Origin of the sequence: Sporolactobacillus caesalpiniae (assembly GCF_040513385.1) — a bacterium.
GTDB lineage: Bacteria > Bacillota > Bacilli > Bacillales > Sporolactobacillaceae > Sporolactobacillus.
Genome location: NZ_JBEVCB010000001.1, coordinates 497,469 through 514,334 on the forward strand (window position 1 = coordinate 497,469; position 16,866 = coordinate 514,334).

Below are 16,866 nucleotides of genomic sequence, written 5' to 3' on the forward strand. Positions count from 1 at the left end.
ACGAAAAGCAAAGAATATCAAAACATTTTGCGCAGATTTTGCGCAGAAATAAATCAGGAGTGCGGCGACTCCTGATACAAATCTTCCATGGTATCATCAACGGATCGATCTTCAAGCTGTTCAAGTTCATCAAGCACATGGGCATAGGTTTGAAGGGTGGTAATGATGTTCTCATGGCCAAGACGCCGAGATAAGTATTTCAGCGTCACACGCTTATGTAGAAGCAGTATAGAGGCATGGGTGTGTCTTAATCCATGTGAGGTCAGTTCAATCAGTTTTAGTCGCTTGCACAGCTTCTTGAGTACCTTGTTCAAAGCTTCAGGTGAAATCAGCTGCATCTGGTCATTCGCGAAAACCAAATTGTTCGTGTTCTCACGACCAGTAGCCATATGAATTTCTGATTGGTGTACTTTTAGCTTCTTAATGATCTTCAACGTTTTCGCATCGATCGTGATGGTGCGATAGGAGGCTTTATTTTTCAATCCGCCGAAATCATGCTTGTCTTTATAATCCCATGACTTTTCAATCTTTACGGTCTTTTTCTTGAAGTTGATGCAGTCCCATGTCATGCCAAGAACTTCCTCCAAACGGCAGCCGGTGGCAAGTTGGAACAAGATCATATATCTTGAGACATACTTTGGACGCATGTCTCTTCTAACCTCTATGATCAATTTTTGTGCATCCGAGAAATTAATGTATTTCAGGCTTTCTTTTTTCTCAGCGACTTTGCCGATCGCTTTAGCTTTATAGGAAGGATCCTTAAAAATAACTCCCTCTTCAATTTCGTAGCGAATGAATGCACGCATGTAGATGTTGTATTTTCTCACGGTTTCTGTAGCGTGTTTTTCGCCAAAAGTATTGAGCGCTTGCTGATAGATGGTGCGGTCAACTTCTTTGATCTTCATCCCTGGGAACGCTCGCTCCGAGAAACGGACAATACGCTCAACCAGACGCTGATTATCGGGGCTGTATTTGCCTTCAATGAATGTGTCATACCATTCACGGAAAAGCTCGCAGAAAAGTCGTTCAGAGGCTTTCAGATTGGCGCCACGTCCTAGCTTCGTTTCAATGTCCGCAGCTGCCAATTGTGCTGCACGCTTCGTGCTGAAACCACCACATGTCTTATTTCTGTACTTCTGGCCATCTTTATAGCTGACACGATACTGCCAGGATCCATTTCGTTTTGAAATACTTGCCACTATTCGCACCTCTTTTCGTCAGTGGATCCGTTCTGCTGTACGATGATTTGTTGACACATTCCGTCAATTCGAGTGTAAGCCAGGCTTCGAGTTACATGAAACTCCTGCATGATACTTTCTAATGAATGAGGGCGGTTGAAATCGATCATATGGTAGGGGATGGCTGCATAGAGAGCGAATTGACGAGCCTCTGCTTCTTGCATTTGACGAAACGGCTCAGGCATATCACATTGGTCACCGCAGTGCCGGACAATATGTCCCAGCTCGTGAAAGAAGTGCTCACGCTGCTCATATTCGGCCGCCTGCTCATTTTCGATAATGTAGGCAGCCGAATCCTCGGAGAGCCGATAGGCGAAGGGATGACCATGCCAAATTGAGTATCCAATGCCGAATGCGTGAGCAATCTTCTTAAGGTCGAGATCTTCGGGCTTCATGATGCCGTGATCAATGAATTTATGTGAAACCCAGGATTCAAGCAGGGAAGGGAAGTAAGGTCGAGGCATGTCATCAGCTCCAATGAGAATATATGTTCGATTTGATGATGAAAATAATAACCGGTGATTGACCGGTCATCTATGGATGCTATTATACAATCTTTGTCAACTTTTGAAAAGTGAAAATAAGAATATATGTTCTTGTATAAAGTTGAAATTGCAATACATATGTTTTATTATAGATAAGTACTTGTTCTTACTGTAGAGTGGAGTGAATTGTATGCTTACTGATCATGATATCAGAAATCGTTTAATTGAAAAACTCCATAAAGCAAATAATGGGAAGAATTACCGAATTATAGAAGAATTAGTTATCTGCGATGGGTTAGCACGTGCAGACATTACTGTAGCTAACGGTATTCTCCATGGTTATGAAATAAAAAGTGACTGTGATACATTAGATCGTTTACCAAACCAAGTAGAATGTTATGACAAAACATACGATAAAATTACAATAGTAATCGGTGAAAAGTTTGAAGACGTCATTAAGGAATACGTTCCAAGTCATTGGGGTATTCAGATTGCCTATTTAAATAAGTTTGGAAACGTGTCAATTAAAAGCTTAAGGCCATGCAGAATTAATAAAAGAATATCTGCATCGTATTTACTCGATCTACTTTGGAACTCTGAGATCAAAGTATTTTTAAAACAAAATAAAATCCATGGCTATTCAAATAAAGGAAAGTGCGGTTTGAAAAAATTAGCCATGGATAATTTGAAATTGAAAATGCTTAGGGATTACACAAGAGAAACTTTAAAAACTAGAATTGGTTGGAGAGATGATTTAGTATAAATGTAATATGATGATTCGTTCCAATAGCTCTCCAAGTAGTTGGATTTCCAGACCTTGTTGTTTCACCAACTGCTTTCAAATAAATTTCATTATCTCCCCACGAAAAATCTGCGCCAAAGTAATAGGGAGATTGAACAAGCATTTGACAAGCTGAACGAACATTTTCAATGTTAAGCCCCCCTCTTTTAGTTGTGAGCCCCTTATAAATAACGTAATTATCCTCGGTAGTATAGCGGATGTTAAAAGATGGTTGCATTCCAGGAATAAAGACAAAATAGCTCCAATGATTAATTGCATAATCTGAATAAATAGGAGTGACACCGTACGACGCGAACAGTGGCGAGACTCTTGAAAATAGGGTCGACTCCTCTCTAGGTAGCAAGACTAATCTTTCTTTCTGAATATCAAGTTTTGATGGAAATGAATTACTTGCAAATATTACCCGTCTAAATTGATTAATATTTCGAACTAATTCAAGCGCTGCACGGATCAAAAATGTTTTCTGGCTTAGTTCACCAGTATCGATTGATTGCGCATCAATGATCAAATCAACATTTTGCAAATTAACTGATTGAATAAAATGCTCAAATTCTAAGGAGAAGCTTTCATCCGATATATCTTCAAGATATAGTCTAAGAGCAAATCCATTTGAAAGTTCATTATTGAATCGCATAATTTTTTCATCGCTATCATATAAGCGTACAACTGGTATAACCTGCTCATTGCCGCATTTACTCAACAATTCAAAACTTTCTTGATCTGTAAGTTCATCTCTATACTCTGGTGAGACATCAAGCAGATATTGACGATTTTCCCAGAAATCACTTGCTCCATTAAAAGTTCCTTTTGCTATAATGTCAGGGCAAATCTCAAGTAATGGTAGAACCTGATCCTTCAAATCGTCATTAAGAGAATCAAGAGCATCTTTTTCGCCTTTCTTACATTTCAAAATTGGTACATAAATCATGAATTTTCCCCCTTATAATTTGTTATATATAAAGCCTTACGGCCTAATACCAAAACAGGGGAGAGGGGATGCGGATCAAGGTGTGGGGTTCTGTCACTCTCCGGTTGTGAATCTATTTATCTATTATGAAAGTACTAGAGTCTGGGCAAAAAAATATCAAATTCCAAGGAGCTGCTTTTTCTTTGAGGTGAATTCTTCTTCGGTGATGATTCCTTGATCTCTCAGTTCGGCAAACTTTTTAATTTGGTCGGCCGGATCAATGGTATTCGTGGAGTTGTTATTCTTGTTGATACGATCTTCTACATGCTTTTTCAGTTCTAATGCTTGGTCAAGCTCTTTTTTGATAAAGATCACGGAATTTTCGTCTTTGACAGCATTCATAATTCCTTGTGTTTCTTTGCCACCGAGTACACCAAACTGTAAATATCCGCTGGTCATTCCCGGTTTTTTAAACTGAACGCTAGTGATGCTGGAGAGTGGGATTGTTTTTTCACCGCTTAGTCCAACGGTGAAAGCAGAATTGACACCTTTGCGGAAGATATGAACTGAGTGGTCATCAATTGCTACTGTTGTTTTTGAAGGCTTGGGAAATTCAAATACTTTCTCGTAATCGCTTGGATCTAGTAATGGCTTCTTTTTACCAAACATATTAGCATTCCCCCAGAAGAATCTATATTTAATTATTTTTCTTCTTCTTCATCAGCCGGCGCGCTTCGATAAAGGCGCGGGCCTCTTCAATTTCTTCATCAGACCACTTGTCCTTATCGAAGAAATACATTTCACCATCAGACTTAACTTCAGGATCGTCTGTTCGACCGAGCAGGTAATCAGTGGATACTTCAAAAAAGTCTGCCAATTTTTGAAGAGTTTCAAAGTCAGGTTCACGTGTTCCTTGTTCGTAATTAGCGTATTGACCGCGTGAGAAACCCAAACGTTCTGCAATCTCATACTGGCTCAATTCTTTTAAATTTCTTAGAGATATAAGTCTCTGTGCAAACATAATATCCCTTCCTTTAGTCCTAATTATAGGAAACAATAAGTTTCTAGTCTATATTAGACACAAAAAGTTTCGAAAAAGTATTTACAGAAACGATACGTTTCTATATAATAAAGTCATCGGGAAACAAAACGTTTCTGATAGGTGGTGATTTACAGATAATGAGACAAAATAAACTCATTAAAATGAGAAACGGAAATCCAAGATCATTTGTTGCTAAAGAATTAGGAATCACACCCCAGATGCTTGGAGCAATTGAAAGAGGTGACAGGACGCCTTCGTTGAAGCTAGCGAAGAAAATTGCTGACTATTATAATTCATCAGTCGATGACATTTTTTTTGAATAAATTAGACACAAAATGTTTCTAAAAGGAGGCGGATCAATGACTATTCAAAAAAAATATCCTGAATCAAAAGAGCCAAGACAGGATGTTGGATTAAGAAAAAAAGCTGCATGTGTCATAAAGCAAGTAGACGCTGGTCAAATAACACCTAACCAAGCAAGAGAGAAATTGGGACTAAAGAAAATAGATGATCCAATCGGTGACATGTTTATTGTCAGACGAGTCGAATGTGATAGTCATACATCTGACGATTAGGATTATCAATGTCTTTTGCAAGATACGCTTTTTCAATTTTTAGCGATAGTTTTTCGCAGATGCCTGGAATCAGTTCAACAAGTTCTTCATGATCCAAAGATATTGATTCCTGCTCCTTAAGATAATTCAGTAATTCAAAACCAATTAATCTGTTGCCGTGGATAACCAAGTTTTTTTCTAAACAAAGTTCAAATCCATTCTTTTTCAGTGACATGTTTCGAATATCGAGAATTGCTTTAGAAATTTGTTCGATTTTATCCATTCAACTATTTTCTCCTCTCTTTGTGGATTTGTCTGGCGGGACAATTCCATTTTACCAGAGGATAGGAGAAAGGAGGCGGATCAATGTTAAGCAATACGGAGCTGCTCCTAGTTCAGCTCAATAGCAAAATGGATCGGTTGATTGAATTGATGGAATGCAGCCTGCCAGTCGAAGACCCTGACCCAATTTCAATTGATATGTATTGTGGTGGCACTCCCTTAATTAAACATAGCAGTTCTGAGTGTGGAGCGGCGGGCAAGGATGACACAAACGAGAGGGGGTGAATGAAGGTGAAAGCTGAAGACATTGATCAGTTTGTAAATGAAACTGCAAATAATATTGTTAACCAGATATTTGAAAAGGCAAAAACGATTAGTGATGCTTATGATTTGTCGAGTTGGGACAATCTCAAGAAGTTAATGAGTGCTTCAATTCCCGAATATTTGACGGAGTTTGTTGGCACCAAGGTAAGGCATAGCGTCTATAAAAAAATAGGCGAAATCAAGATTAAATAAGCCCCATACAAGGGGCTAAGGCAAAAAGATTATTTTTCGGTAATGTTCTCAAGCAATTGATCAAGTTGCTTACTTAATGAATCATACCTGCTTTTCAAGTCTTCGTTTCTGGAATATAGCCAAGATGTGTTTTCATCTCGCTTAGTAATTGTTTGCAAGATTTCAAAGTTGAAGTTTTTAAAAGACTCAAATGTGCCTTCAAATTCATAATGAGCGAGATCAGGATAGTGCATGTAGAAAGATTTTGCACTGATAAAAAACGTGTTTGCCTCTGTGGTAAAGGTTGATGCAGAAAGGTAGTCAGGCTCGGAGGTTTCGGCTACCTTTGCATATGCTCGTTGTGCGTAACTGTAGGCTTCACTCAATAAGTCTTTAATATACTCCACTTTGTACTTTGGAATTGTGTCGATGCCCATGTGATTCACCTCCTATCTCTATCAGATAGGAATATTATACCAAACAAAATAACCTAAACGGATCTGAATGGAAGGAGGAATTTCTTTGGTAAAGCAATATCATTATCCACCCATGCCGCCTAAAGAAGCCTGTGATGTCTTTTTAAAATATGTTGAGTCATCCATTGAAATGAGCCAGAAGAATTTGAAAAAATACCGCAATCTTGGATTTGAAACAGATGTTAGTGAAGCTCAAACGGAATTAAGAGTGTATGAAGACTGCAAAAGAGCGTTAACCAATTATCTGACCGGTGCAACTTATTCGGAATAAAGGGGAGTGGACATGTGTCAATCGGTGCAAAGTTAAAAAATGCAATGAAAGCTGGGGCCGTGAAAGAGTCGGATTTGGCTGTGGATGTTCATTATTCCCGGCAGGCGGTCAGCGCATGGGCAAATGAGAGACGGCGTGTTCCTGGTGATGTGTTACCGAAGTTGAGCAATCGCTTCGATGATCCGGATCTCATGATGGAAATTGGTGTGTTAGCAACAAATGGTGTCTCGCTGCCACCGCTAGACGGTGATTATATTCGGCAAGATACGTTGGCGATGATTGACCTGGCGATGAAAGAGACGAAGGAAGCAATGGACAAGTTGGCAAAGGCTCAGCTGTACAAGCCGCCTGAACATGCGACGGATCGGGACAAGCAAGAGGTCCGGAGCATCAATGAGGAAGTGCTCGAAGCAGCGTGCTCCATGGTTAACCTGGTCCGCGTGAATTGTCAGGAGTACGGATTATCTTTTCGGACGATGTTCCAACAGTTGGAAGTCACATTGAAGGCGAGAAGGATGCGGAAATGAATAAGAACAACCAATCGAACAAAATTCAATTGATCGAGGTGAAAAAGCGATGAATGAGGTCATGAATCGGATCAGCGAGCTGGAAAAGATTCGCAGCGGTTTGAAAAAGTTGGGTTGCGTTTGGAGTGAACGTTGGGTGATGGCTGAGCTTGCGGAAATGAAAGCAGCTTTAAAGCGCATGAAAAAAGCCTCCGGTGCAACGGAGACCTGCTGAAACGTCAATCAATCAAATAGGATATATGTCCATTTTAGCATGCGGGGGGAGAGGTGGTCAATTTGGAAGGTGTTCAGGTCATTTTGAATGAGGAATTTTTGAAGGCAGAGGTTCAAAAGCTGATCCGCACGGAAATGGTGTGGTGGCATATGGACGAGCTGAGGGCGAAGACCGGGAAAAGTCAAAACTGGTTGAAGGACAACATTCTGTATCAGCCACGGTTCAAAAGAGAGCTAGAGACGTTCACACATTTTCCGGAAGCACAAGGCGACAAATGGTGTTTCATTGCGGATAAGATGGAGCAGTTTCTCAAGCTTCATTTCAGAGATATTTTTGTTCAGGAAAACAGCAAGGTACGGCGGTTAGGATAAAAATTCATTGGGGGGATTGGTCATGAACTTGGAAAGCAATATTAAAGATGTCATCAGCAAAAAACTCGAAGATGGAACGGTTGAAAAGTTGATTAGTGAGCAGCTCGAAAACGGAGTGAAAAACGCGCTCGACAATCTTTTTCGCTCGTATGGCGATGTCACAGAGGTCATTGAGAAAAAGGTGAAATCGGTCATGATTCCATACCTGGAATCCTACGACTATTCCGAGTATCTCGTCAAGTTGGATAGTGTCTTAGTGGATGTGCTTAAAAATTCCGCATTGGAAAATAAAAAGCTTCTGACTAACTTCAAAAATCTAATGGTTGATCACGACATCAAAGAAATCAAGGTAACAGATCTCTTTGATCGTTGGATGAAGTTCGTTGAGGAGAATGTTGATACTGACGACTTGGACATTGATTACGATGACGAGCCAACCTATGAAGCTGTTGACGTCACTTTTGAAGTTGAACGTGATTACGAGAGAGATTGGAGCTGCTTCGAACATGCTACTTTGACTTTTGAATGCGAGCATGATGCAACGATGAATTTTGAAATTAAGCTCTATAGATACACTAAATCGTCAAACGAGGGCTGGACCATTGATTATAAACATGCCAGCGATCTAAGTTCACTCAGAAACATTGATGAGTTTGAGGTTTTTCTCATGAATCTTTGCCAAGCAGGTACAAATCTGATCATTGACTCTGATGGTGATCGTGATGAAGTGACTCCTGAGAAGAGACCAGAACCAACATTTGAGTAAATGATCAATGCCGGACATGTTCCTGCCCGGCGCAGGGGTAATACCAAGTGTTGCCCATGCAGCGGGCAGGAACACCGACAGGAAAGGGGACGATGGTTTGGCACTCAAGACGAACAAAGACTGGTACGGGTTCTTCGCCACTCTGGAAGTGAACATGATTGTTCAGGACAAGCCTCATGTCGTTTCTTATGCCAAGGCGAATAAATGTAGGTATTACCGACTGGCGAAGCAGGAACGGCAGGTGAGAGGCATTGGGTGATATTACATGGATCAAGTTGAAGACCGACATGTTTGAAAACGAGAAGATACGAGAAATAGAATCACAACCATCGGGTGACACGGTTTTAGTAATATGGTTCAAATTGATTGGTCTTTCACATCGAGCAAATGCAAAAGGATTTATAGTACTTGAAAAAGACATTCCACTGAACATTGAAGAGATCTCAACTCTTATAAAACGTCCGATCAATATTGTCCGCTACTCAATTAGTGTTTTATGTCGTCTACAAATGGTCGAAATGGATCGAAATGAATTAATTCACATTGTGAATTGGGAAAGTTATTTGATCCCAGATTGTAAGAAGGTGAAGGGCATTGGCTAAATTCAGGCAGGTTCATGTGAATTTTTGGTCGGATCCTAAAGTGATTGAGGAAATGACTCCGGAAGATCGCTATTTTTATCTTTACCTTTTAACCAATCCTTTGACGGCTCAAATAGGCGTTTATCAGATTACAAAAAAGCAAATGGCCTTTGATCTTGGTTACTCACTTGAAACGGTCAACAGCTTGATTAATCGGTTTGAAATGCATCATCGGTTGATCAAATACAACCAGGAGACACGGGAGATTGCCATTATAAAATGGGGCAAATACAACCTTAATAAGACAGGTAAACCGGTGCTGGATTGTATTGACAAAGAATTAGCCTCCGTCAAAGACAAATCGCTGCTTACTTTAATCGTTGAGCACATTCCTAACGATACGATTGTAGAGCGGTTCTTACGTGTCGTTAACGATACGTGTAACGACACGTCAACGACAGGGGGACAAGAAGAAGAAAAAGAAGAAGAACAAGAAAAAGAAAAGACTTCTTGTCGAAAAACAAAGTTTTCCGACGAGCACCTGTCAATGGCGAATCTATTACTCTCTTTGATCAAGAAGAATAACCCTAACTACAAATCACCGAAAAGCATGGATAAATGGGCAAATGACATTCGTCTCATGATGGAGCGAGACAATCGGACGAAAGAGCAGGTAGAGTATTTAATTCGTTGGTCACAGAAAGATGATTTTTGGAACACAGTCATTTTATCTCCAAACAGTCTAAGAAAAGGCTTTGACAAAATGGTTGCGCGTTGTCGGCAAGAGAGTAAGCAAAAGCAAGGCAGAGGTTTTCCAACGAATCGAGCGAAGCAAAATGATGCAGCGATTGAAAGGTGGTTGAGGCAGAATGAATCAATTGCAAGTGGCCCATCTGGTTAAGTGTATCGTGAAAATGTATCCGTTCGTTGTCGCTGATGATACATACATGAACATCTGGCTTGCGACGACAAAGCATGCGGATTTTGACGCAACGATGGAGCACTTCTATCGCTACGTCAGCGATCCTAAAAGCCGTCACGCTGTTCCATTGCCTGCTGACCTTGTCGTAAAGGGACGCGATAATGGACTGTCTCAGGAGGCGAAAAAGATGCGGCAGTGGGAAGCGGAAGCCAAGGCGCATCCGGTAAATAAAAGCAGACTGCCGCGCTTGGAGGTGTTCGAAAATGATTGAGGAACAAGCAACAATCGAAGCCGAGCAGGCGGTTCTTGGATCCATTTTGTATGACAATCAGCTGATGGACATGTGCTGGCTGACTGCAGACCATTTTTCTAAGGCAGCACATAAAGTGATCTTCACTGGCTTTGAAGCCTTGAATCTTAAAGAGGCGCCGATCGATCCGGTGACGCTTGCGAAAGAGCTTGGCGACAGGCTGCATCAAACAGGCGGCATTGGCTACCTGGCTGAACTGGTCAACGGGATTGCAACGACATCGAACTTTGAGTTTTACGAACGGATCCTGAACGATGCACGGAAGCTGCGTGAAGCTAGGGCTAAGGCCAATCGTTTTGTGAACGATCCAAGCACCGAGGGCATCGAAGAGTTGGCAAAATCGCTGGATGAGATCGCCGATGCGCGTCCGATCGATGACGAGATGACCGATCGCGAAAGCATGATGAAAATCTATGACTCTCTTTTTGAGAAGCGCGGTGACATTTCCGGTGTAACCACAGGCATCACCGATCTTGATCGCATGACAAGCGGCCTGCAGGATGATGACCTAATCATTGTTGCCGGTCGCCCATCCATGGGTAAGACAGCCTTCGCGCTGAATATTGCCAAGAGCGCAGCGGCCGATGATGTGGTGGTCGATCTGTTCAGCCTGGAAATGCCGAAAACAAAAATTCAGCAGCGTCTGCTGTCGGCAATCGGCAACATCGATGCGGGCAAGTGGCGCAATCCGGAACGATTCATGAGCGAACGAGACGTGGAGAGCGTCATCAAAGGCATGGGCATCTATGAACGATGGTCCTTAGCGATTCATGACCGACCGTCACAGACCATTGCCAACATCCGCGCAACCATTCGCAAGTCGATTAAAAAGCATCCGGATAAAAAGCACTTGGCGATCATCGACTATTTGAGCTTTATCAAGATCACCGGAAAGTATGAGCGCAGAGACCTGGCCATAGGTGCCATCACAGGCGGTTTGAAACAGCTTGCTAGGCGTTACCATCTGCCGATCATCCTTCTTGCTCAGCTGTCCCGTGGCGTTGAATCAAGGCAAGATAAGCGTCCGATGCTCAGCGACTTGCGGGAATCCGGGAACATTGAGCAGGATGCGGATCTGATCTTGTTTCTCTATCGCGATGACTATTATAACCGCGAATCTGACAAACAGAACATTGTTGAAATCATCATGGGAAAGCAGCGCAACGGCCCGGTCGGAACCGTAGAAGCAGCGTTCATCAAGGAGTATGCAAAATTCGTCAATATCGATCGAAAGGCGGTGGCCGCTCATGCTCAGCAAGCAAGACCGAGAAATGATGATTGAGTACTTGATGATGGCAGAAGGCTGCACCCGAGAGTTTTGGGAAAGAAAGTCGGACAAGCTCATTCAGAAAAACTATTTGGAATGCTGCCTTCCTGAAGGCGGTGAGTGAATGCGAAGACGTGAACTTGTTTATTTGCAGAAAAAGGATGAAGGCGCATTGATCTTTACATTCGAGTATCTGACGTGGAAGCAAACGCGCGAAAGAATGCGTGCTGGTTGGGAAGTTGCCAAAGGCGAAACGGATGTGAGCAGATGATCATTTTGGTGGCACTGTGTTTGGTGATCTTCATGCTGCTGGCAAATGGAATCATGGCGATCGCAGCGTTACTCTGTGGATCAATTTTGGCGAAAAGAAAATTGCGAAGAAGGGAGAATCTTCATGATTGCAAAAGAACGCATGAGCGAATTGAGTGAGTTGTTTTGGAGCGAAACAAACGATGAAGAGACACAGCAGTGGCGAGACGAGCTGAACGAGGAAGAAGAACATATGGTGTCCGATTGGGATGGGAAACTTGCGAGTTCTATGAAACCCTTGTGTAAGAAAATTATTGAGCTTGAAGTTAAGCATCGGTTAAAAGACTTAGAAAGGAGCGCGAGCGATGGACAGCCTGGTCTATCAAAAGAATGCCGCAATTGTAACAGATTCTCTGACGATCGCTAAAGTGTTTCAGAAGCGCCATGACAAGGTTTTGCGTGACATCAAGAACCTGTCATGTTCTGAACAATTCAAAGTGCTCAATTTTGGAGAGTCCTCTTACTTAAATAAACAAGGACGAGAAATGCCGCTCTACATCATCAAGGAAAATGGATTTTATATCCTTGCCATGGGTTATACCGGCGACAAGGCAATGGCATTCAAAGAGCAGTACATCAACGAATTTCAGAGGATGCGCACAGTTTTGGAGAGTCGAAACGGGCACCAATTGACGATCATTTCAAAGCAGCAGAACGCAATAAGGGATGCGGTGCGAACACGAATCATGCTGCTCTTTCCAACCGTCCGAGACGCTGCCAGGAGAAAGTATTATGCAAGAATCTACAGACAGCTGAAAGCAAAATACGGCGTGCAATCCTATCGGGATATTAACAGCTCGGACTTTGAATCTGCGAAAAAATTCATTCAGGAATGGGACTCACCAAAATTGGCGAGTGCCACAATTAGCGAAAACCTCGTGAAAGGATGATGAAAGTGAGAAACACATTAGGCGATCTGAACAACCATTTGTTTGAAGAACTGGAACGGCTAAGCAATGAAGAACTAACTGGAGAAGAACTTGAGACGGAAATGAAACGTGCCAAGTCGATTACCGGTGTTGCTTCTCAGATCATCGCAAACGGTGCGTTGGTATTGGAAGCGAAAAAGGCAACGGAGGACAGCTTCCGGGCAGACTCTCAGCTGCCGAAAATGTTGGAGGGTTGATCATGGCGCGGTTATTTACTCCGGAGCAAGATCAATTTCTCAGAGACCATGTTGAAGGCATTGGAAACGCAGAGCTTGCCACGATGCTCAACGAGAAGTTTGGTTTGTCGCTCACCCGGCAACAAGTAAAAACGTACAAGCGTAATCATAGGCTTAGCAGTGGTTTGAATGGTCACTTTAAAAAAGGACATGTGCCAGTAAATAAAGGCACACACAACGGCGGCTGGGAACCGACTCAATTCAAAAACGGGCGCCGACCGCATAACTACATGCCGATCGGTACCGAATGTGTCAAAAGTGACGGTTACATTTGGGTTAAGATTGCGGATCCAGGCAAATGGAGACAAAAGCACTTGCTGCTTTGGGAACGGGTAAACGGTCCGGTACCGAAAGGACATAAAATCATTTTCGGTGATGGCGATCGTCAGAACATCGACCTCAATAATTTAATCTTGGTGACTGATAAGCAGCTCGCCGTTCTGAACAGAAAAGGACTCATTCAGAATAATGCTGAATTGACTAGAACCGGAATTGTGCTCGCTGATCTGTTTAGTAAGATACAAGAATGGAAGCGCAGGTGATTCTGATTGTCGGAGGACTTGACCAGCCCAATAAGAGTTTTGAGGAGATCGACACGATTATTCAAACATCCCAAACGAATTGGCGACACAATGGAATACCAGGATGATATTTACTTGATTATTGGAATTAACCAATACGAACTTTATGGACAGCATCTGACAATCTGGTATACATGTCAGAACCTGAATAAAACAAATTACGCGGACAGTGAAAAAATATGGACACCGGTTGAACACTGGCAGGAAGCGCACGTCCGATGTAAATATGACGACAAACGGTTGAAAAATTCCACGGCACTTGGTTATGTATTTGAATTAGACAGTTTATGGTACAAGGTGATTGAATATTCGGATATAGAAATTGACGGAACGGATATAGACATTAGCTTTTACATAAAGCCACTATTCCCTATCAGTCGTAAAGAAGCCAGGGCAAAGCTGTTCGATGAACGGAGGAAGAAGCTGCAGATCGAGTTGGTTTAAAGGATAAGAAGGTGAGTAAATGAATAAGAAGCGACAGGAAATTTGGAACAAGTCAAACGGAAAGTGTTGGTATTGTGGTTGCGATTTGTCTGAAAAAGGATGGCATGCAGACCATGTAAAGCCAGTTATCCGAAACTGGTGGGATGGTACAGAGCAACATCCAGAAAACGAGGAAATGAATAATCTTGTCCCCTGCTGCGCCAGCTGCAACATTCAAAAAGGAAATATGTCAGTAGAGAATTTTAGAGACCGTATAGCAGGATTCGTAAATAGTCTGAATGAGTACCATACACAATATGCGGTTGCTAAGAGATATGGTCTTTTGCAAGAGACGAATGTGAAAGTTAAGTTTTGGTTCGAACGGCGCAGTTGACAACTAAGGTGAAGGAAGGGAGAAAATTTCATGATTAGATATTTTATATCTTATAGCGTTAGATATAATGACAATCTGGGAACACATGCTGGATATGGAAATTATGAGTATCACATAAAAAACGAGATAAAGGGTATGAATGATATTCAAGAAATTGGCAGGATTATAGAAAAGGAGCTTAATTATCCAAAGAGTTCGCTTGCGGTTATCAATTTCATTAAATTCCCTTAATGCATAGTCAGACGCGAATGTGCAGGTGTATTAAGACACGGATTCTAATACATCTGCGTACATAGAAAAAGCTCGGATCCCTCCGAGCAACTTCGACAAGTTAATTCTACCATACGGAGGGATATTGATGCGATTAAAAGAAATGAAAATAGATACAGCCACAATGAGCCTGCAACTTGATATAATGGAATTACATAATAAAGTGATTGTAATTGGTGACGGTAAGGCAAAAGTAACAGACTTGCCGGAACACGGCGAAACAACGATTGTGACGCACCAGGGCAAGGTGAAGCGCGTGAAGTGGGACGAGGGGGAGGAGTTTTGAACAGGATATTAACAATCCTCAAATGGGCATTGGGATTTTTTGGGGGAATTATGTCATCGTTTCTTTTGGTGTCATTACTGGGATTAATATTCAAAACTAGATGGTTTGGAATATCCGCAGATGGTTGGATGGGATTTATCGGTTCTATAATTGGTACATTACTGAGTGCTTTGACGGCTTATTATATTGCTTATTATTTTTACAATAAAGATCTAAATAATACTAAGGAATCAAGTAAAAAGGCAACGATAAATAATTATAAAATAATAAATAAAGAAATAGAAACAGCTTTGAAACATGGAGTTCAGTTTCTTGAAGATCTTAGTTCAGAAAAAATAAGTGATGATCAAATTTTTATTGCTAGTCAATTTGTGTTGTTTCATTTAAATAATACGTCAATTGACCTGAAAAATTTACAAATTGATAAATTTGAGTTTGATGTTGTTGATCAATACTATATTCTAAAAAATTCTGTTGAGAAAATGATTGGTTTTTTTAGATATTTTAATATTGGCGGTGATATAAATGAGTTGAGGAAATACTTGAAATCGATTGATGAATATTTTAATCAGTTAATTGAGGATGCTCGCTCTGCAAAAAAATATTTAGATGTCTATCTTAATATATAAGTTCTACCAGTCAACTGGAGGACACGGAATACGGTTAAAAGCCGTTATTCTGTGTCCTCTTTTTATTTGCCAAAAAAGGGGTGTTATTCATGAATCGTTCCGAAAGTCGCAAGAAAAGTACTGATTCTGACAGCGATCGTTTGCGGAAACAGAAGCATCGTTCCAAAAAGATGCCGCAACACGTGATCGAGAACCTTATGGGCATTCATGGACCGACATACAAGCGCGTCAAGGGTGGAGCATTCAAGCAAAAGTGAGGTGTAGTCATTGAGTTTAAGAACAATGGTTTATGAATATAGACGATCAATACGATTGGCTAATAGAGCTTACGAAGCTGCTGAAGGAACAGAGAAAACAGTGATTGGCGGAATGCTGAGTGACATGCATTTTGCACTGACATGGATCTACTGCGGATTCAATCCATACCATAAGCGCGGAGCTTATCGCAGATCAGAAGTTCAATTCATGGATCCTGATTTGATGGATGCAATTGAATTGGAATCAGAGCCACAACAATCACGAGAGTTAAGCTATATGGAACGTATAGACATAAAGATTGCACTCTCAAAGCTGACAGAACGCGAGACAGATATTTATGTCATGCATCATGCTGAGATGCTGCCATTGGATGAAATTGCGGAGCTGCTTGGCGTGAAGAAAAGTACGGTAGCCACCACGATCAGACGCGCGCAAAAGAAAATCAATCAAGCGTTAGGAGGCAGATCATGAACGTTGTGCAGCCGATTCGGGACCAGGAGAAAATCAATAAAATGTATGAGCATTTGAGAAGCAGATCCGAGCGTGATTTTATGATCTTTTTGCTCGGCATCTGCGTTGGACTGCGTATCTCCGATTTGTTGCGGCTGAAGAAAGAGGATCTTTACAAACCGCACATCACGATTATTGAGAAGAAAACGAAAAAGACCAAGCGTTTCAAGATTCCTGGCTACATCAAGAAATACGTGGTTCCGTTTGCTGATCGGTTGAACGATGGGGACTTTATCTTCAAGAGCCGGCAAGGGAAGAATAAACCGATCTGCCGATCAACAGCATATAAGATTCTTAATGATGCAGCCAAGGCATGTCACCTGCAGGAGATCGGCACACACACGCTGCGCAAGACGTTTGGCTATCATCACTACAAGGTGAACCATGATGTGGCCATCCTGCAGGAACTGTTCAACCATTCGAAACCTGAGATCACGCTCAGGTACATCGGCATCACGCAAGACCAGATTGATCGGTCTGTAGACAAGGTCAAATTAATCTAGCAATCTAGTCACTTCACCACAATTTCTA

At 41.7% G+C, this 16,866-nt stretch carries 34 protein-coding genes and 1 pseudogene; 28 read left to right on the top strand and 7 right to left on the bottom strand.

Annotated features, from left to right (window positions below; genetic code table 11):
- Nucleotides 1-53 precede the first annotated feature (53 nt).
- Both ABWW58_RS02335 and ABWW58_RS02340 read right to left on the bottom strand, forming a co-directional pair.
- A complete protein-coding gene (locus ABWW58_RS02335; RefSeq protein ID WP_353867643.1) occupies nt 54-1,199 on the bottom strand; it encodes a tyrosine-type recombinase/integrase in 1,146 nt (381 codons plus the stop codon).
- Nucleotides 1,199-1,702, bottom strand: a complete 504-nt coding sequence (locus tag ABWW58_RS02340) for an ImmA/IrrE family metallo-endopeptidase (RefSeq protein WP_353867644.1) — start codon at nt 1,700-1,702, stop codon at nt 1,199-1,201. Before ABWW58_RS02340 ends, ABWW58_RS02335 begins: the two co-directional genes overlap by 1 nt.
- Nucleotides 1,703-1,913: 211 nt before the next feature.
- Between ABWW58_RS02340 and ABWW58_RS02345 the strand changes: the two genes are divergently transcribed.
- The gene (locus ABWW58_RS02345) at nt 1,914-2,486 is read left to right on the top strand and encodes a sce7726 family protein (protein ID WP_353867645.1); all 573 of its coding nucleotides are present in this window, start codon (nt 1,914-1,916) and stop codon (nt 2,484-2,486) included.
- Here ABWW58_RS02345 and ABWW58_RS02350 read toward each other — a convergent pair.
- The 3 genes and pseudogenes from ABWW58_RS02350 to ABWW58_RS02360 form a co-directional block, all read right to left on the bottom strand.
- A complete protein-coding gene (locus tag ABWW58_RS02350) occupies nt 2,455-3,453 on the bottom strand; it encodes a beta family protein (protein WP_353867646.1) in 999 nt (332 codons plus the stop codon). The two genes, ABWW58_RS02345 and ABWW58_RS02350, sit on opposite strands and share 32 nt — an antisense overlap.
- 156 nt (nt 3,454-3,609) lie before the next feature.
- A complete protein-coding gene (locus tag ABWW58_RS02355; RefSeq protein ID WP_353867647.1) occupies nt 3,610-4,101 on the bottom strand; it encodes a DUF4429 domain-containing protein in 492 nt (163 codons plus the stop codon).
- A gap of 136 nt (nt 4,102-4,237) precedes the next feature.
- Nucleotides 4,238-4,453 (bottom strand): annotated as a pseudogene (locus ABWW58_RS02360) (helix-turn-helix domain-containing protein); the annotation flags it as partial.
- A gap of 158 nt (nt 4,454-4,611) precedes the next feature.
- Here ABWW58_RS02360 and ABWW58_RS02365 point away from each other — a divergent pair.
- The gene (locus ABWW58_RS02365; protein ID WP_353867649.1) at nt 4,612-4,797 is read left to right on the top strand and encodes a helix-turn-helix transcriptional regulator; all 186 of its coding nucleotides are present in this window, start codon (nt 4,612-4,614) and stop codon (nt 4,795-4,797) included.
- A 36-nt stretch (nt 4,798-4,833) separates the two neighbouring features.
- Nucleotides 4,834-5,049, top strand: coding sequence for a hypothetical protein (locus tag ABWW58_RS02370; RefSeq protein WP_353867650.1), 216 nt, complete (start codon nt 4,834-4,836; stop codon nt 5,047-5,049).
- Here ABWW58_RS02370 and ABWW58_RS02375 read toward each other — a convergent pair.
- Entirely contained in the window at nt 5,009-5,311 is a 303-nt protein-coding gene (locus ABWW58_RS02375; protein ID WP_353867651.1) for a hypothetical protein, read from the bottom strand. The genes ABWW58_RS02370 and ABWW58_RS02375 overlap by 41 nt on opposite strands.
- An 83-nt stretch (nt 5,312-5,394) precedes the next feature.
- Here ABWW58_RS02375 and ABWW58_RS02380 point away from each other — a divergent pair, with 83 nt between their 5' ends.
- The gene (locus ABWW58_RS02380; protein ID WP_353867652.1) at nt 5,395-5,595 is read left to right on the top strand and encodes a hypothetical protein; all 201 of its coding nucleotides are present in this window, start codon (nt 5,395-5,397) and stop codon (nt 5,593-5,595) included.
- A gap of 6 nt (nt 5,596-5,601) precedes the next feature.
- Nucleotides 5,602-5,826 (top strand): hypothetical protein, encoded by a 225-nt coding sequence (locus ABWW58_RS02385; RefSeq protein ID WP_152540337.1) that lies wholly within the window; start codon nt 5,602-5,604, stop codon nt 5,824-5,826.
- A 29-nt stretch (nt 5,827-5,855) separates the two neighbouring features.
- On the opposite strand, the gene ABWW58_RS02390 is transcribed toward ABWW58_RS02385, so the two are convergent.
- Nucleotides 5,856-6,242 (bottom strand): hypothetical protein, encoded by a 387-nt coding sequence (locus tag ABWW58_RS02390; protein ID WP_353867653.1) that lies wholly within the window; start codon nt 6,240-6,242, stop codon nt 5,856-5,858.
- An 85-nt stretch (nt 6,243-6,327) separates the two neighbouring features.
- Here ABWW58_RS02390 and ABWW58_RS02395 point away from each other — a divergent pair, with 85 nt between their 5' ends.
- The 23 genes from ABWW58_RS02395 to ABWW58_RS02505 all read left to right on the top strand — a co-directional run bounded on the left by ABWW58_RS02395 (nt 6,328) and on the right by ABWW58_RS02505 (nt 16,838).
- Nucleotides 6,328-6,552: a hypothetical protein gene (locus tag ABWW58_RS02395; protein WP_353867654.1), complete on the top strand. Its 225-nt coding sequence runs from the start codon at nt 6,328-6,330 to the stop codon at nt 6,550-6,552.
- A gap of 14 nt (nt 6,553-6,566) precedes the next feature.
- Complete coding sequence (locus tag ABWW58_RS02400) at nt 6,567-7,079, top strand: helix-turn-helix domain-containing protein (protein WP_353867655.1); 513 nt, start codon at nt 6,567-6,569, stop codon at nt 7,077-7,079.
- A 49-nt stretch (nt 7,080-7,128) separates the two neighbouring features.
- Nucleotides 7,129-7,293 (top strand): hypothetical protein, encoded by a 165-nt coding sequence (locus tag ABWW58_RS02405; protein ID WP_353867656.1) that lies wholly within the window; start codon nt 7,129-7,131, stop codon nt 7,291-7,293.
- 53 nt (nt 7,294-7,346) lie between these two features.
- Nucleotides 7,347-7,664: a DUF771 domain-containing protein gene (locus tag ABWW58_RS02410; RefSeq protein ID WP_353867657.1), complete on the top strand. Its 318-nt coding sequence runs from the start codon at nt 7,347-7,349 to the stop codon at nt 7,662-7,664.
- A 22-nt stretch (nt 7,665-7,686) separates the two neighbouring features.
- Nucleotides 7,687-8,430 carry a hypothetical protein gene (locus ABWW58_RS02415; protein ID WP_353867658.1) on the top strand — a complete coding sequence of 248 codons (744 nt, stop codon included), beginning with the start codon at nt 7,687-7,689 and terminating at the stop codon, nt 8,428-8,430.
- A gap of 97 nt (nt 8,431-8,527) precedes the next feature.
- A complete protein-coding gene (locus ABWW58_RS02420; RefSeq protein ID WP_253059715.1) occupies nt 8,528-8,689 on the top strand; it encodes a hypothetical protein in 162 nt (53 codons plus the stop codon).
- Nucleotides 8,682-9,032 carry a putative phage replisome organizer gene (locus ABWW58_RS02425; protein ID WP_353867659.1) on the top strand — a complete coding sequence of 117 codons (351 nt, stop codon included), beginning with the start codon at nt 8,682-8,684 and terminating at the stop codon, nt 9,030-9,032. Before ABWW58_RS02420 ends, ABWW58_RS02425 begins: the two co-directional genes overlap by 8 nt.
- A complete protein-coding gene (locus ABWW58_RS02430; RefSeq protein ID WP_353867660.1) occupies nt 9,025-9,912 on the top strand; it encodes a phage replication protein O in 888 nt (295 codons plus the stop codon). The genes ABWW58_RS02425 and ABWW58_RS02430 overlap by 8 nt, the downstream gene beginning before the upstream one ends.
- Nucleotides 9,881-10,204: a hypothetical protein gene (locus tag ABWW58_RS02435; RefSeq protein WP_353867661.1), complete on the top strand. Its 324-nt coding sequence runs from the start codon at nt 9,881-9,883 to the stop codon at nt 10,202-10,204. The genes ABWW58_RS02430 and ABWW58_RS02435 overlap by 32 nt, the downstream gene beginning before the upstream one ends.
- Nucleotides 10,197-11,525, top strand: coding sequence for a replicative DNA helicase (gene dnaB / locus ABWW58_RS02440; RefSeq protein WP_353867662.1), 1,329 nt, complete (start codon nt 10,197-10,199; stop codon nt 11,523-11,525). The genes ABWW58_RS02435 and dnaB overlap by 8 nt, the downstream gene beginning before the upstream one ends.
- On the top strand, nt 11,491-11,634 hold the full coding sequence (locus ABWW58_RS02445) for a hypothetical protein (RefSeq protein ID WP_353867663.1): 144 nt from the start codon (nt 11,491-11,493) through the stop codon (nt 11,632-11,634). Before dnaB ends, ABWW58_RS02445 begins: the two co-directional genes overlap by 35 nt.
- The gene (locus tag ABWW58_RS02450; RefSeq protein WP_353867664.1) at nt 11,635-11,781 is read left to right on the top strand and encodes a hypothetical protein; all 147 of its coding nucleotides are present in this window, start codon (nt 11,635-11,637) and stop codon (nt 11,779-11,781) included.
- Between the two features lie 123 nt (nt 11,782-11,904).
- A complete protein-coding gene (locus ABWW58_RS02455; protein ID WP_353867665.1) occupies nt 11,905-12,186 on the top strand; it encodes a hypothetical protein in 282 nt (93 codons plus the stop codon).
- On the top strand, nt 12,125-12,709 hold the full coding sequence (locus tag ABWW58_RS02460; RefSeq protein ID WP_353867666.1) for a Rha family transcriptional regulator: 585 nt from the start codon (nt 12,125-12,127) through the stop codon (nt 12,707-12,709). Before ABWW58_RS02455 ends, ABWW58_RS02460 begins: the two co-directional genes overlap by 62 nt.
- Before the next feature lie 5 nt (nt 12,710-12,714).
- Nucleotides 12,715-12,945 (top strand): hypothetical protein, encoded by a 231-nt coding sequence (locus tag ABWW58_RS02465; protein WP_353867667.1) that lies wholly within the window; start codon nt 12,715-12,717, stop codon nt 12,943-12,945.
- Nucleotides 12,946-12,947: 2 nt separating this feature from the next.
- A complete protein-coding gene (locus ABWW58_RS02470; protein WP_353867668.1) occupies nt 12,948-13,526 on the top strand; it encodes an HNH endonuclease signature motif containing protein in 579 nt (192 codons plus the stop codon).
- Nucleotides 13,527-13,640: 114 nt separating this feature from the next.
- On the top strand, nt 13,641-14,009 hold the full coding sequence (locus ABWW58_RS02475) for a hypothetical protein (protein WP_353867669.1): 369 nt from the start codon (nt 13,641-13,643) through the stop codon (nt 14,007-14,009).
- A 19-nt stretch (nt 14,010-14,028) separates the two neighbouring features.
- Complete coding sequence (locus ABWW58_RS02480; RefSeq protein WP_353867670.1) at nt 14,029-14,382, top strand: HNH endonuclease; 354 nt, start codon at nt 14,029-14,031, stop codon at nt 14,380-14,382.
- A gap of 358 nt (nt 14,383-14,740) precedes the next feature.
- Entirely contained in the window at nt 14,741-14,938 is a 198-nt protein-coding gene (locus ABWW58_RS02485; RefSeq protein ID WP_353867671.1) for an XtrA/YqaO family protein, read from the top strand.
- The gene (locus ABWW58_RS02490) at nt 14,935-15,567 is read left to right on the top strand and encodes a hypothetical protein (protein ID WP_353867672.1); all 633 of its coding nucleotides are present in this window, start codon (nt 14,935-14,937) and stop codon (nt 15,565-15,567) included. Before ABWW58_RS02485 ends, ABWW58_RS02490 begins: the two co-directional genes overlap by 4 nt.
- A gap of 89 nt (nt 15,568-15,656) precedes the next feature.
- Entirely contained in the window at nt 15,657-15,824 is a 168-nt protein-coding gene (locus tag ABWW58_RS02495) for a hypothetical protein (protein ID WP_353867673.1), read from the top strand.
- 10 nt (nt 15,825-15,834) lie between these two features.
- A complete protein-coding gene (locus ABWW58_RS02500; RefSeq protein WP_353867674.1) occupies nt 15,835-16,296 on the top strand; it encodes a sigma-70 family RNA polymerase sigma factor in 462 nt (153 codons plus the stop codon).
- Nucleotides 16,293-16,838, top strand: coding sequence for a tyrosine-type recombinase/integrase (locus tag ABWW58_RS02505; RefSeq protein WP_353867675.1), 546 nt, complete (start codon nt 16,293-16,295; stop codon nt 16,836-16,838). Before ABWW58_RS02500 ends, ABWW58_RS02505 begins: the two co-directional genes overlap by 4 nt.
- Nucleotides 16,839-16,866: the final 28 nt, after the last annotated feature.

Coding starts and splice junctions, on each gene's coding strand:
- ABWW58_RS02340 (WP_353867644.1), bottom strand. CDS start 1,702: ATGCCTCGACCTTACTTCCCTTCCCTGCTTGAATCCTGGGTTTCACAT.
- ABWW58_RS02345 (WP_353867645.1), top strand. CDS start 1,914: ATGCTTACTGATCATGATATCAGAAATCGTTTAATTGAAAAACTCCAT.
- ABWW58_RS02350 (WP_353867646.1), bottom strand. CDS start 3,453: ATGATTTATGTACCAATTTTGAAATGTAAGAAAGGCGAAAAAGATGCT.
- ABWW58_RS02355 (WP_353867647.1), bottom strand. CDS start 4,101: ATGTTTGGTAAAAAGAAGCCATTACTAGATCCAAGCGATTACGAGAAA.
- ABWW58_RS02365 (WP_353867649.1), top strand. CDS start 4,612: ATGAGACAAAATAAACTCATTAAAATGAGAAACGGAAATCCAAGATCA.
- ABWW58_RS02370 (WP_353867650.1), top strand. CDS start 4,834: ATGACTATTCAAAAAAAATATCCTGAATCAAAAGAGCCAAGACAGGAT.
- ABWW58_RS02375 (WP_353867651.1), bottom strand. CDS start 5,311: ATGGATAAAATCGAACAAATTTCTAAAGCAATTCTCGATATTCGAAAC.
- ABWW58_RS02380 (WP_353867652.1), top strand. CDS start 5,395: ATGTTAAGCAATACGGAGCTGCTCCTAGTTCAGCTCAATAGCAAAATG.
- ABWW58_RS02390 (WP_353867653.1), bottom strand. CDS start 6,242: ATGGGCATCGACACAATTCCAAAGTACAAAGTGGAGTATATTAAAGAC.
- ABWW58_RS02405 (WP_353867656.1), top strand. CDS start 7,129: ATGAATGAGGTCATGAATCGGATCAGCGAGCTGGAAAAGATTCGCAGC.
- ABWW58_RS02415 (WP_353867658.1), top strand. CDS start 7,687: ATGAACTTGGAAAGCAATATTAAAGATGTCATCAGCAAAAAACTCGAA.
- ABWW58_RS02435 (WP_353867661.1), top strand. CDS start 9,881: ATGAATCAATTGCAAGTGGCCCATCTGGTTAAGTGTATCGTGAAAATG.
- dnaB (WP_353867662.1), top strand. CDS start 10,197: ATGATTGAGGAACAAGCAACAATCGAAGCCGAGCAGGCGGTTCTTGGA.
- ABWW58_RS02445 (WP_353867663.1), top strand. CDS start 11,491: ATGCTCAGCAAGCAAGACCGAGAAATGATGATTGAGTACTTGATGATG.
- ABWW58_RS02450 (WP_353867664.1), top strand. CDS start 11,635: ATGCGAAGACGTGAACTTGTTTATTTGCAGAAAAAGGATGAAGGCGCA.
- ABWW58_RS02455 (WP_353867665.1), top strand. CDS start 11,905: ATGATTGCAAAAGAACGCATGAGCGAATTGAGTGAGTTGTTTTGGAGC.
- ABWW58_RS02460 (WP_353867666.1), top strand. CDS start 12,125: ATGGACAGCCTGGTCTATCAAAAGAATGCCGCAATTGTAACAGATTCT.
- ABWW58_RS02470 (WP_353867668.1), top strand. CDS start 12,948: ATGGCGCGGTTATTTACTCCGGAGCAAGATCAATTTCTCAGAGACCAT.
- ABWW58_RS02480 (WP_353867670.1), top strand. CDS start 14,029: ATGAATAAGAAGCGACAGGAAATTTGGAACAAGTCAAACGGAAAGTGT.
- ABWW58_RS02485 (WP_353867671.1), top strand. CDS start 14,741: ATGCGATTAAAAGAAATGAAAATAGATACAGCCACAATGAGCCTGCAA.
- ABWW58_RS02495 (WP_353867673.1), top strand. CDS start 15,657: ATGAATCGTTCCGAAAGTCGCAAGAAAAGTACTGATTCTGACAGCGAT.
- ABWW58_RS02505 (WP_353867675.1), top strand. CDS start 16,293: ATGAACGTTGTGCAGCCGATTCGGGACCAGGAGAAAATCAATAAAATG.